The following is an 11990-nucleotide window of genomic DNA, read 5'->3' as shown; positions in this document are numbered from 1 at the left end:
TATTTTCATTCACGCCCCATTATTACAGTTCCATGACACCGCCATGTGCGAGGCGGCCGCTGAAAACAAAAAAGCCGCGCTCCTTAACGGACACGCGGCTCTTTTGAAGAGCAGGCTATTTAAACAGACGTTTAAATCGCAAACTGTTCGCGGTTCTTGCCTGCGATCCAGCGCGGCGGCTTGCCGCGGCCCGACCACGTCGCGCCCGTTTCCGGATCGCGGTATTTCGCGGCAACGCCTGCGCGCGGACGCCCAACCTTACCTGCCTTCGCGCGGCTGAGACCGAGTTCGGCGAGCGAAAAGCCGTAGTCGGCAATTTTCTGCTTCACGTCATTCAGCACTTCAGCGTATTCACGCGACTTTGCTTCTTCGATTTGCTTCTCCAGCTTTTCCCGCTGGGCCAGCAGGTCCTTGTAAGAAGACATAGTTTCCCTTTCTATCTGACCAATGGCGCCGGTCTGCAGCCAGCTCACCATTCATGAAATATATGTGCCTCGGATTTTCGAAGGCAGAGATTAGCACAAAAAAGATTTGATAGAAGCGGGATTCATGAAAATCCCGAGATCAATTGGAATTCACACGTGTCATTTTGACCGGCCGCGGCCTTTTCTCAAATTTTTACGTTCCTACACAGAGATTAGGACATTAGCGATTGGCTATTAGGCCTATCAACATACGCAATTACCCTGCATTTGAAAAATAGAAGCTTTCATCGGACGACAGCTTTACGAAAATCGCATGGCGCGCCTCGCTAAACGGGTTCGGCGCGCACCCGCCGCTATCCGCGACGTCACGTCACATCCCGCGCGCACGCAATCAGCCGGTCGCGCCATTCGCCCGCATCGGCCAATGGCGTATCAAACGGCGTACGCACGCGGCGGCCGTCATGTCGCCAGTCGGCGCCGTGGCGATCGACGCCGAGCAATTCGAGCCCGTCGCGGCGTGCCGCGCCGGCATCGTATGCGTCCCATAACGCCTGCTCCTCGTCGAACGTGAGCGGCGGCAGCGTATCGAGATGCGTGCCGTCGACCCAGCCCATGCGCCCGAACCCGCCGATATAGCGCAGCCGCTCGACGTCGAGTGCCCAGAACGTAAAATCGCCGAGCGCGAGATAGCGCGCGGCATCCGGCTCGTAACGACAGTAGCGCGCAGTGACGTACGGATCGTCGCCGAGCGGCACGAACCGGCCGAGCAGCGTCGCGCGCTCGGCGTTCAGCACGTCGCCGTCGGGCGCGTCGACGACGAGGAAGCCCGCGCGCGGATCGGCGGCCAGATTGCGCGTGTGCTCCGCGAGGCCGCTCACGAGGATCACGGGACGATGGCTGGCATCGGGCGCAAACGGGACGACCGTCGGATACGGGAAACCCTGCGGATCGCGCGAATGGGTGGCGAGCGTGCCGAGCGCGCAGCGGTGCAGCAGATGCACGGCGAGAGCGGGATCGATGTTCAAGAGGACTCCTGCGGTCGAAGGGTGGCGCATCGGGCACGCCACGCGCTCCGATGTTACCCGCGGGCGCGGCGCGCCGGGCATCGGTCGAACGGCCAAAGCAGTCGATGCAACCGAACGCGGGTCACCGGGACATCGCCGGATCATCGGCCGAACGGCCAACGCCCGGCAGGATCGTAAGCGGTTCGATAGAATCGGACGGATCCGACGGGCGCCGCGCGCGTCCGTGCACTTCTTTTGATGAGCGTCACCGTGTCCGAATCCTCCTCCCCCGAATCGTCGTCCCCGTTCGCCGCGCCGCCCGACGCGCATCGCGTGCTGTCGCTACCGGCCCGCCAGCGCGCACGCGCGGCGTCGATGGCGCTGTTCTTCGTCGCCGGCATGATGTTCGCGTCGTGGGGCGTGCACGTGCCGACCGTGCGCGACAAGTTCGCGCTGAGCCCCGGGCTGCTGTCGATCGCGCTGTTCGCGGTCGCCGTCGGCTCGATCGCCGCGATGTTGACCATCGCACGCTGGATCGCGCGCGTCGGCTCGCGCACCGCGTGCCTCGCGGGCGGGCTCGTGATGTCGACCTGCGCGGCGCTGATCCTCGTGGTGCCCGACTACCCGTTGCTGCTGGCCGTGCTCGCGCTGTTCGGCTTCTCGATGGCGACGCTCGACGTGGCGATGAACGCCGAGGCTAGCGCGGTCGAAATTGCGATCGGCAGGCCGATCATGTCGTCGCTGCACGGCATGTTCAGCATCGGCGGGATGGCCGGCGCGGCCGCCGGCGGCGCGCTGCTGTCGGCCGGCATGGCGCCGGCCGTGCATCTCGCGCTCGCGGCGGCGACCAGCGCGACGGTGCTGGTGGTCGCCAGCCCGGCCGTGCTCCCGCATGTGCCGCATCACGAGCACGCGCACGGCGGCGGCAACCGCTGGCGCTCGCCGGCGTTGTGGATGCTCGGCGGCATCGCGCTCGTCGCGCTGATCGCCGAAGGCGCGATGTACGACTGGGCGACGGTCTACATGCGCGACGTCGTCGTGGCGAGCCCCGCGCTCGCCAGCGCCGCCTATGCCGCGTTCTCGGGCGGGATGGCCATCGCGCGCTTCGCGGGCGACGCCGTGCGCGCCCGCTTCGGCGCGCCGCAGCTCGTGTTCGCGAGCGCGTCGCTCGCCTGCGCGGGGATGATCGGCGCGCTGCTGCTGCCGTATTCGGCCACGGTGCTGACCGGCTTCACGCTGATGGGCCTCGGCCTCGCGAACATGATGCCGGTGCTGTTCGCGGCCGCCGCGCGCGTGAAAGGCATCCATGCGGCCGAAGGGCTCGCGCACGTGGCCGGGCTCGCGTATTTCGGCATGCTGTTCGGTCCGGTCGTGATCGGCGCCGTCGCGCAAGCCTCGAACCTGACGATCGGCCTGTCCGTCGTCGCGCTGTGCGCGGCGCTCGTCGCGGCCGTCGCGCCGAAGGTGCTCGCGCGGCTGAAGATCTGACGGGGCGCGGCACGCGCCGGCCCCAAAAGAAAGCGCGCATGCGTTGCCGCATGCGCGCTTTCACCCCTTCTGTTGACCGCTTGTATCGTTACATCTTCACTTCGTCGAGCAGCGACTTCTTGCCGCCCTTGTAGTTGTACAGCGAGATCACGCCGTGCTGCAGGTCGCCCTTCGAGTCGAAGGTCGTCGTGCCGATCACGCCCGAGTAGTTCGTCGCCGGCATCGCGGCGAGGATCTTCGCCGGATCCGCCGAGTTCGCGCGCTTCATCGCATCGACGATGATGTACACGGCGTCATACGTGAACGGTGCGTAGATCTGGATCGGCTGGCCGAAGCGCTTCTCGTACTTCGCCTTGAACGCCGCGCCGCCCGACATCTTCTCGAGCGAAGCACCGGCTTCCGAACACACCACGTTGTCGGTCGCGTCGCCGGCCAGGTCGGCCAGCTTTTCCGTGCACACGCCGTCGCCCGCGAAGATCTTCGCGCGCAGGCCGAGCTGCTTCGCCTGCTTCGCGAACGGGCCGCCGGTGGCGTCCATGCCGCCGTACATGATCGCGTCCGGATTCTCGCCCTTGATCTTGGTCAGAATCGCGCGGAAGTCGACCGCCTTGTCGTTCGTCGCGTCATGCGACACCACCTTCAGGCCGAGCGCCTTGGCCTTCTTCTCGAACTCGTTCGCGAGACCCTGGCCGTATGCGGTCGAATCGTCGACCACGGCCACGCTCTTGATGCCCTTCGAGTGCGCGTAGTTCGCGAGTGCCGGGCCCTGCTGCGCATCGGTGGCCACCACGCGGTACGTGGTCTTGAAGCCCTGCTGCGTGTAGGCCGGGTTGGTCGCCGACGGCGAGATCTGCACGATGCCCGCATCGCTGTAGATCTTCGAGGCCGGGATCGACGTGCCCGAGTTCAGGTGGCCGACCACCGCGACGACCTTGTCGTCGACGAGCTTCTGCGCAACCTGCGTGGCCTGCCGCGGGTCGGCCGCGTCATCCTGCGGGTCGAGTTGCAGCGTGATTTTCTGGCCGCCGACCGTGAGACCCTTGGCGTTGATCTCTTCGACAGCGAGACGTGCGCCGTTTTCGTTGTCCTTGCCCAGGTGTGCAATGCCGCCCGTCAAGGGCGCGACGTGGCCGATCTTGACGACTTGATCGGCCGCTGCGTTGCCCGCAGCTGCAGCGCACAGCATCGCGGCCGCGGTGATCGGCAACAGCTTTTGCATCTTGATATTCATGTAAGTCTCCAGTTTCGGTCCCAATAAACGCCATCGCCCGGTGCCCCGCTGCCATCCCTGTGTTTGCAATCACTGGACGATTCGCCGGTTGCATCGTTCATGCACTTGGCCTCAAGCACGTGAAAACCGCCGCTTTTAGCAGCCGCCCATCCGTACTTGCGCGCAAGTGTAGGTGATCAAATTAATTTGTGGGACTTTTTTGGGGTAGTGGTAACACTACCGATATGCGTCCATTGGAACGACTACTCGAATATCGCCGCGAGCCCCGCCGGATAAGGGTTTCCGCTAATTCCAGGCGACTCACTGAAAGGTCGTTTTAAAACATTCCGGGGGCATTTCGATTCGGTATTTTGTGCCCGCGATCATTGAATGAAACGCGCGTGACAACGCGCGTTTCGTCGTCCGATATGAACGATTCAGGCAGCCGCCGCGCGCCATTCGGCCTCGAGCGCGGCGACGAGCTGCGACGTCGTCAGCGCATCGCCGCGCCGCCGTGCGAGCGGCGCGCCCTGCCCGGCCCACAGCGACAGGTAGTCGCCGTCGTTCGCGCGCGCGGCGGCCTGGCGCAGCGGCTGGGTCAGCGCGTTCTGCACCGGGTACGGCGCGGCGTCGGCCACGCGTTCGCCGAGCCGGGCCATCAGCGTGTTGCGCAGCCCGCGCGCGTGGCGGCCGGTGATGGCGCGCGTGACCTGCGTCGACGTGTCGGCGCTCGCGAGCAGGCGCGCCTTCCAGTCCGCCGCGATCGCGCTTTCCGTGCAGGTGAGGAACGCGGTGCCGAGTTGTGCGCCCTGCGCGCCGAGCGCAAGCGCGGCCGCGATCCCGCGACCGTCCATGATGCCGCCCGCGGCGAGCACCGGCAGGCCGGTCGCGTCGACCAGTTGCGGCACGAGCGCGAGCGTGCCGATCAGCGCATCGTCGGCGGCACCGATGAACGTGCCGCGATGGCCGCCCGCCTCGGCGCCCTGCGCGGACAGCGCGTCGGCACCGGCCGCCTGCCACGCGAGCCCTTCGGCCACGTGCGTCGCCGTACCGATCACGTAGGTGCCGGCGGCCTTCAGGCGCGCGACGTCGGCTGCATCGAGCACGCCGAACGTGAAGCTCGCAACGGGCACGCGCAACGCCACGAGTGCGTCGAGCTGCGCGCGGAAGTCGGGCGCGTAGCGCGCGGGCGCGGTGCCCGGCGGCAACCCGAGCGCTGCATGCAGCGGGTCGATCGCGGCCAGCGCGCGGGCGACGGTCGCCGCGTCGGGCGCGGCATCGGGCAGCACGAACAGGTTGACCGCGAACGGGCGATCGGTCGCCGCGCGGATGGCGTCGACTTCGGTCGCGAGGCGCTCGGGCGCGAACGCGGCGGCGCCGAGACTGCCGAGCGCGCCGGCATTCGACGCGGCGGCGACCATCGCGGTCGTGGTCGCGCCGACCATCGGCGCCTGCACGAGCGGCAGGCGCAGGCCGAAGCGTTCGGAAAAGGGCGTGGCAAACAGACGGGCGGACATGGCGAATCCTTCGATGACGATGCGCGAAAGCGCTTTGTAAAGGCCGGTACATCGACTCTATCGAAGCGGCGCAGCGCCGAAAAATGAATAATCGAGATCGAAACGATCGCTGCGCGAGAAGCGGGCGCGTGCGCTGCACCGTCACACGATCGGTGGCACACTAAGCCGCCCTCTTCCACCCCGGGGCGCGCATCGCGCACCCCGTTCGCCAGGAGTTCAGAACGTGACTGCCCAATGGATCGACATTCCCGCCGGTAACGACACTTTCGGCGGCTATCTCGCGCTGCCCAAGCGCGGCACGGGCCCTGCCGTCATCATCATCCAGGAGATCTTCGGCGTGAACGCGCACATCCGTGCGGTCGCCGACCAGTACGCGTCCGACGGCTTCGTCGCGCTCGCGCCGGACGTGTTCTGGCGCACGCAGCCGCGCGTCGAGCTGACCTACGAAGGCGCGGATCGCGACAAGGGTATCGAGCTGATGAAAAAGACCGACGTGGGTCTCGCGGTCGCGGACATCGGCGCGGCAGCCGACGCGTTGCGCGCGCGCCCCGAAGTGGCCGGCAAGGTTGCCGCGATCGGCTACTGCTTCGGCGGCCAGCTCGCGTACCGCGCGGCCGCGACCGGCAAGATCGACGCGGCCGTGGCCTACTACGGCGGCGGCATCCAGAACGCGCTCGATCTGGCCGGCCAGATCAAGCAGCCGATCCTGTTCCACTACGCGGGACACGACCACGCGATCCCGCCCGAGGCCGTCGACCAGGTGAAGGCCGCCTTCGCCGGCCACGGCCACGCGTCGTTCCACGACTATCCGGGCGCCGAGCACGGCTTCAACTGCACGGATCGCGCGTCGTACAACCAGCGCGCGTCGGCGCTCGCGCACGGCCGCACGCTGACTTTCCTCGCCGAGCACCTCTAAAAACGGCCGGCCGCGGGCCCCGCGCACCGGGCCCGCGTTATGCTGCTGTCATCGCCACGAGCCACCACGGGGATGACAGCGATGCACTCGGACTATCTCGCGCATGACGCGATCGGCCTCGCCACACTGGTACGCGAACGCAAGGCGAGCCCGCGCGAACTGCTCGACGCCGCGATCGGCCAGGCCGAAGCGGTCAACGGCGCGATCAACGCGATCGTGCTGCAGGACTACGAAGCCGCACGCCAGCGCGCGGCCGCCCCACCCGACGGCGGCGCCGACGCGCCGTTCGCCGGCGTTCCCTATCTCGTGAAGGATCTCGGCGCGGCGGTCGCCGGGCTGCCGCTGTCGATGGGCAGCCGGCACTACCGGTATTTCGTGCCCGCCGACGATTCGCCGGTGATCGCGCGCAGCCGCGCGGCCGGTCTCAACGTGTTCGGCAAGACCAACACGTCGGAGATCGGCCAGATGCCGTACACGGAACCCGAACTGTTCGGCGCGTGCCGCAACCCGTGGAATCTCGATCACACGCCCGGCGGCTCGAGCGGCGGTGCGGCGGCGGCCGTCGCGGCCGGCATCGTGCCGCTCGCGCATGCGTCCGACGGCGGCGGCTCGATCCGCATTCCGGCGTCGTGCTGCGGGCTGTTCGGCCTGAAGCCGAGCCGCAACCCGGTACTCGTCGACCTGCCGTCGAACGGCGAGCTGGTCGTCCAGCATGCGGTCACGCGCAGCGTGCGCGACAGCGCGCTGCTGCTCGACGTGACGACCGGCCAGACCTTGCCGGCGGGCGCGCCCGGCACGTTCCTCGGCGAACTCGACACGCCGCCCGGCCCGCTGCGGATCGGCCTCGTGCTCGACCCGATGCTGGCGCCGGCACTGGCCGACGACACGCGCGCGGCGCTCGACGACGCGGCCGCGCTGCTCGAATCGCTCGGCCACCATGTCGAGCCGGCGACGCTGCAGGTCAACTACGCGCGCGCGGCCGAAACCTTCCTCACGCTATGGGCGACGATCGCCGAGGAGATGGTGCTCGGCGCGCGTGCACTGACCGGCCGCACGCCGAAGCGCGGCGAATTCGAGGCCGCGACGTGGGCGATGGCCGTGGTCGGCCGGCGCCTCGCGCGCACGCGCCTGCCGGACGTGCTCGAATGGCAGCGCCAGCTCACCGTGCAGGTGGCCGGCCTCGTGTCGCGCTACGACGCGATCCTGTGCGCATCGCTCGCGGGCCCGCCGGTGAAGATCGGCGAATTGCAGCCGACGCCGTTCGAAGCGGCGCAGATGAAGGTGCTCGCCGCGCTGCCGGTGAAGCCGCTGCTGAAGGAGATGCTCGCGAAATCGTCGGAAAAGGCGTTCACGTGGGCCGGCTGCACCGAACTGTTCAACCTGACCGGCCAGCCGGCGATGTCGGTGCCGCTCTACTGGAACGCGCGCGGGCTGCCGATCGGCGTGCAGTTCGCCGCGCGTCACGCCGACGACGGGCTGCTGCTCCGGCTCGCCCGGCAGCTCGAACAGGCGCGGCCGTGGTTCGAGCGGCGCCCGCCGCTGATGCAGGCGCAGCGCTGACGCACGCGGCCGCGCACCGCAAGCCACGAAAAAAAGCCCCGCCGGCACAACCGGCGGGGCTTTGACGCATGCCTTCGCGTGAGCGCGCTTACATGACGAGCCGTTCACAGATCGTCCGCGTGGCGGCCGCAGTGTTCAGCGTATAGAAATGCAGCCCGGGCACGCCCGCGTCGACCAGACGCTGGCACAGGCTCGTGACGACGTCCGCGCCGAACGCGCGGATCGACTCGCGATCGTCGCCGAAGCTCTCGAGCCGGCGCGCGACCCAGCGCGGCACTTCCGCGCCGCACATCTCGGAGAAGCGCATCAGCTGCGAGAAGTTCGTGATCGGCATGATGCCCGGCACGATCGGCACCTCCACGCCCAGCTTGCGCGCATCGTCGACGAAGCGGAAATACGCGTCGGCGTTGAAGAAGTACTGCGTGATCGCGGAATTCGCGCCGGCTTTCACCTTGCGCGCGAAATTCTCGAGATCGGCCTTCGGCGAGCGCGCCTGCGGGTGGTACTCCGGATAGCCGGCCACCTCGATGTGGAACCAGTCGCCGTGCTCGGCACGGATGAAGCTGACGAGCTCCGACGCATAGCGCAGTTCGCCGACTTCGCCCATCCCCGACGGCAGGTCGCCACGCAGCGCAACGATGTGGCGGATGCCGTACGAGCGGTACTGGTCGAGGATCGCGCGCAGGCTGTCGCGCGACGAGCCGATGCACGACAGGTGCGGCGCGGCCTCGAGGCCGTCCTTCTGCATGTCGAGCACCGTATCGAGCGTGCCCTGCTGCGTCGAACCGCCGGCGCCGAACGTGCAGGACACGAATTTCGGCTTCAGCGGCAGCAGCTGCGCACGCGTGGCGCGCAGCTTCTCGACGCCTTCCGCCGTCTTCGGCGGGAAGAATTCAAACGAGAGTTCGATCGGTTTCATGATTCGAAAAGGTCAGCCGATGTCGCGCTGCCCGAAGATCAGCGCGGACAGCAGCCACGACACGATGCTGTACAGGATCGAACCGAAGAACGCGGACCAGAAGCCCGACACCTCGAAGCCCTTCAGCAGCGACGACGCGAACCAGAAGCACAACGCGTTCACGACGAGGATGAACACCCCGAGCGTGACGATCGTGACGGGCAGCGTCAGCAGGATCAGCACCGGACGGATCACCGTGTTGATCAGGCCGAGCACGACCGCGATGATCAGCGCCGTGCCGAAGCTCTTGATGTGAATCGACGGCACGAGGTAGGTGATGATCAGCAGCGCAAGCGCGTTGATGACCCAGGTGAGGATGACGCTCATGGAGTGCTCCGGTTCGGTTGTCGATCGGTACGATCAGTGGCCGCCGCCGGCCGCCGCGGGTGCCCGAAGGCGCGCCGCCGCAGCCGGCGATCCCGCGCCGTGCCGCCGTGCCCGGTGCGCGCGGGTGACGCGCGCCCGGCACGGCGGCACGGCGCATCGGATCAGTAGCGGTAGTGGTTCGGCTTGAACGGGCCGTCCTTCTGCACGCCGATGTACGAAGCCTGCTCGTCCGACAGCACGGACAGGTTCGCGCCGATGCGCGCCAGGTGCAGGCGCGCAACCTTTTCATCGAGGTGCTTCGGCAGCACGTACACCTTGTTCTCGTACTCGTTGCCGCGCACGAACAGCTCGATCTGCGCGAGCGTCTGGTTCGCGAACGAGTTCGACATCACGAACGACGGGTGGCCGGTCGCGCAGCCGAGGTTCACGAGGCGGCCTTCCGCCAGCAGGATCACGCGCTTGCCGTCCGGGAAGATGATGTGGTCGACCTGCGGCTTGATGTTTTCCCACTGGTACTGGCGGGTCGACGCGACGTCGATTTCCGAGTCGAAGTGGCCGATGTTGCAGACGATCGCGTTGTGGCGCATCGCCTTCATGTGATCGTGGTTGATCACGTGGTAGTTGCCGGTGGCCGTCACGAAGATGTCGGCCTTGTCGGCCGCGTATTCCATCGTCACGACGCGGTAGCCTTCCATCGCCGCCTGCAGTGCGCAGATCGGGTCGATTTCGGTGACCCACACGGTCGCGCCCAGGCCACGCAGCGATTGCGCGCAGCCCTTGCCCACGTCGCCGTAGCCCGCGACGACCGCGACCTTGCCCGCGATCATCACGTCGGTCGCGCGCTTGATGCCGTCGACCAGCGATTCACGGCAGCCGTACAGGTTGTCGAACTTCGACTTCGTGACCGAATCGTTCACGTTGAACGCCGGGAACGGCAGGCGGCCGTCCTTTTCCATCTGGTACAGGCGGTGCACGCCGGTCGTGGTTTCTTCGGTCACGCCCTTGATGTGCGCGAGGCGCGTCGAGTACCAGGTCGGGTCCGCGTCGAGGTGCTTCGCGATCGACTTGTACAGCGCGACTTCTTCCTCGTTGGTCGGCTTCGCGATCACCGAACGGTCCTTCTCGGCCTTCGCGCCGAGGATCAGCAGCAGCGTTGCGTCGCCGCCGTCGTCCAGGATCATGTTCGCGAATTCGCCGTTCGGCCATTCGAAGATACGGTGCGAGAACTCCCAGTATTCGTCGAGCGATTCGCCCTTGAACGCGAACACCGGCGTGCCGGCTTCGACGATCGCGGCAGCGGCGTGATCCTGCGTCGAGAAGATGTTGCACGAGGCCCAGCGGACGTCCGCGCCGAGCGCCTTCAGCGTCTCGATCAGCACGCCCGTCTGGATCGTCATGTGCAGCGAACCGGCAATGCGCGCGCCCTTCAGCGGCTGCTGCGCCTTGTATTCGTCACGGATCTGCACGAGGCCCGGCATTTCGGTCTCGGCGATGTTCAGTTCCTTGCGGCCCCAGCCGGCCAGCGCCATGTCGGCGACGACGTAATCGTTGGAAGCTTTGGAATCGATAATGGCGTTCATCACGCCCTCCTTTCTAAAAAGTTTCTAGATTGGTGACGTGAGCGCCGTTCAGGAAGCGGGGCCGACGCGGTTGTGCCGCACGACTGCTTGGTGAAGCCTTCCGAGCCTGGCGGACGCAGGGTGGTCCGTCGCAACGCTCCTCGGAAAGCGGAGAGGATTGTAGCAAATCGGCGCGCAGAATGCGCAAGCACGCACACACGTGGCGTGCACCCGGCACACGCGCGCGGCGTCGGCGCGCGCGGCCGTCAGTAAAGGGTCAGGACTCCGCGCCGACCCACGCCTGTTCGCGCAGCCGTGCGCGCAGGCGCGCGACGGCCTGGCTGTGCAGCTGGCACACGCGCGATTCGCTCACTTCGAGCACCGCGCCGATCTCGCGCAGATTCAGACCCCGTTCGTAGTACAGCGACATCAGCAGCTTCTCGCGCTCCGGCAGCCGCTCGATCGCCTCGACGAGCGCTTCGCGCAGGTGCTCGTCGAGCAGCGCCGACAGCGGATCGGCGTGATCGACGCGGTAGCGGTCGAGGAACGGCTCGTCGTCGGCCGCGCGGTCGAAATCCTCGTAGTAGATCAGCTGGCTGCCGTGCAGGTCCTGCAGCATCCCCTGGTATTCGTCGAGCGGCATGTTCAGGTGCTGCGCGATCTCGGTCTCGCTCGCCGAGCGGCCGAGATGCTGCTCGACCTGGTGCACCGCGTGCTCGACCTCGCGCGACGTCTTGCGCAGGCTGCGCGGCAGCCAGTCGTTGCTGCGCAGCTCGTCGAGCATCGCGCCGCGGATACGCTGGGTCGCGTAGGTCTCGAACTGCGCGCCCTGGTCTTCCTTGTAGCGGCCGGCCGCGTCCATCAGGCCGATCATGCCGGCCTGGATCAGGTCGTCGAGGTCGACGCTCGCCGGCATCTTCGCGACGAGCTGCAGCCCGAGGCGTCGCACGAGCGGCGCATATTGCGCGAGCACGTCGGCCTGGGACATCTTTCCTTGAGCGTTGTACATCATGGCTCTCTCCTTGC

Annotated in this window: 11 protein-coding genes and 1 riboswitch; of the genes, 3 read left to right on the top strand and 8 right to left on the bottom strand. The window is 67.0% G+C overall.

What is annotated here, in order from left to right:
• Positions 1–131: 131 nt before the first annotated feature.
• Both CFB47_RS01235 and CFB47_RS01230 read right to left on the bottom strand, forming a co-directional pair.
• The gene (locus CFB47_RS01235) at positions 132–425 is read right to left on the bottom strand and encodes an H-NS family nucleoid-associated regulatory protein (RefSeq protein ID WP_006491875.1); all 294 of its coding nucleotides are present in this window, start codon (positions 423–425) and stop codon (positions 132–134) included.
• 365 nt (positions 426–790) lie between these two features.
• Positions 791–1450, bottom strand: coding sequence for a HugZ family protein (locus CFB47_RS01230; RefSeq protein WP_089460313.1), 660 nt, complete (start codon positions 1448–1450; stop codon positions 791–793).
• Positions 1451–1699: 249 nt separating this feature from the next.
• Between CFB47_RS01230 and CFB47_RS01225 the strand changes: the two genes are divergently transcribed.
• Entirely contained in the window at positions 1700–2917 is a 1218-nt protein-coding gene (locus CFB47_RS01225; RefSeq protein ID WP_179249939.1) for an MFS transporter, read from the top strand.
• Positions 2918–3005: 88 nt separating this feature from the next.
• Here the strand turns inward: CFB47_RS01225 and CFB47_RS01220 are convergent, their stop codons facing one another.
• Positions 3006–4148, bottom strand: a complete 1143-nt coding sequence (locus CFB47_RS01220; RefSeq protein WP_039346789.1) for a branched-chain amino acid ABC transporter substrate-binding protein — start codon at positions 4146–4148, stop codon at positions 3006–3008.
• Between the two features lie 416 nt (positions 4149–4564).
• On the bottom strand, positions 4565–5644 hold the full coding sequence (locus CFB47_RS01215) for a nitronate monooxygenase family protein (protein WP_089455403.1): 1080 nt from the start codon (positions 5642–5644) through the stop codon (positions 4565–4567).
• 223 nt (positions 5645–5867) lie between these two features.
• Here CFB47_RS01215 and CFB47_RS01210 point away from each other — a divergent pair, with 223 nt between their 5' ends.
• A complete protein-coding gene (locus tag CFB47_RS01210) occupies positions 5868–6560 on the top strand; it encodes a dienelactone hydrolase family protein (RefSeq protein ID WP_089455402.1) in 693 nt (230 codons plus the stop codon).
• 81 nt (positions 6561–6641) lie between these two features.
• Positions 6642–8120 (top strand): amidase, encoded by a 1479-nt coding sequence (locus CFB47_RS01205; protein ID WP_089455401.1) that lies wholly within the window; start codon positions 6642–6644, stop codon positions 8118–8120.
• Between the two features lie 88 nt (positions 8121–8208).
• On the opposite strand, the gene metF is transcribed toward CFB47_RS01205, so the two are convergent.
• The 4 genes from metF to CFB47_RS01185 form a co-directional block, all read right to left on the bottom strand.
• On the bottom strand, positions 8209–9039 hold the full coding sequence (gene metF / locus CFB47_RS01200) for a methylenetetrahydrofolate reductase [NAD(P)H] (RefSeq protein WP_089424248.1): 831 nt from the start codon (positions 9037–9039) through the stop codon (positions 8209–8211).
• 12 nt (positions 9040–9051) lie between these two features.
• Positions 9052–9405 carry a phage holin family protein gene (locus tag CFB47_RS01195; protein WP_006477367.1) on the bottom strand — a complete coding sequence of 118 codons (354 nt, stop codon included), beginning with the start codon at positions 9403–9405 and terminating at the stop codon, positions 9052–9054.
• Positions 9406–9566: 161 nt separating this feature from the next.
• Positions 9567–10985, bottom strand: a complete 1419-nt coding sequence (gene ahcY, locus CFB47_RS01190; protein WP_089438988.1) for an adenosylhomocysteinase — start codon at positions 10983–10985, stop codon at positions 9567–9569.
• A gap of 32 nt (positions 10986–11017) precedes the next feature.
• Positions 11018–11133: riboswitch (S-adenosyl-L-homocysteine riboswitch) on the bottom strand.
• A gap of 108 nt (positions 11134–11241) precedes the next feature.
• A complete protein-coding gene (locus CFB47_RS01185; protein WP_006484033.1) occupies positions 11242–11976 on the bottom strand; it encodes an RNA polymerase sigma factor FliA in 735 nt (244 codons plus the stop codon).
• Between the last annotated feature and the right edge of the window lie 14 nt (positions 11977–11990).

Source organism: Burkholderia sp. AU27893, from assembly GCF_002223205.1.
Taxonomy (GTDB): domain Bacteria; phylum Pseudomonadota; class Gammaproteobacteria; order Burkholderiales; family Burkholderiaceae; genus Burkholderia.
Note: the sequence above shows the minus strand (reverse complement) of the source record. Positions and strands in the feature narration are given on the sequence as shown.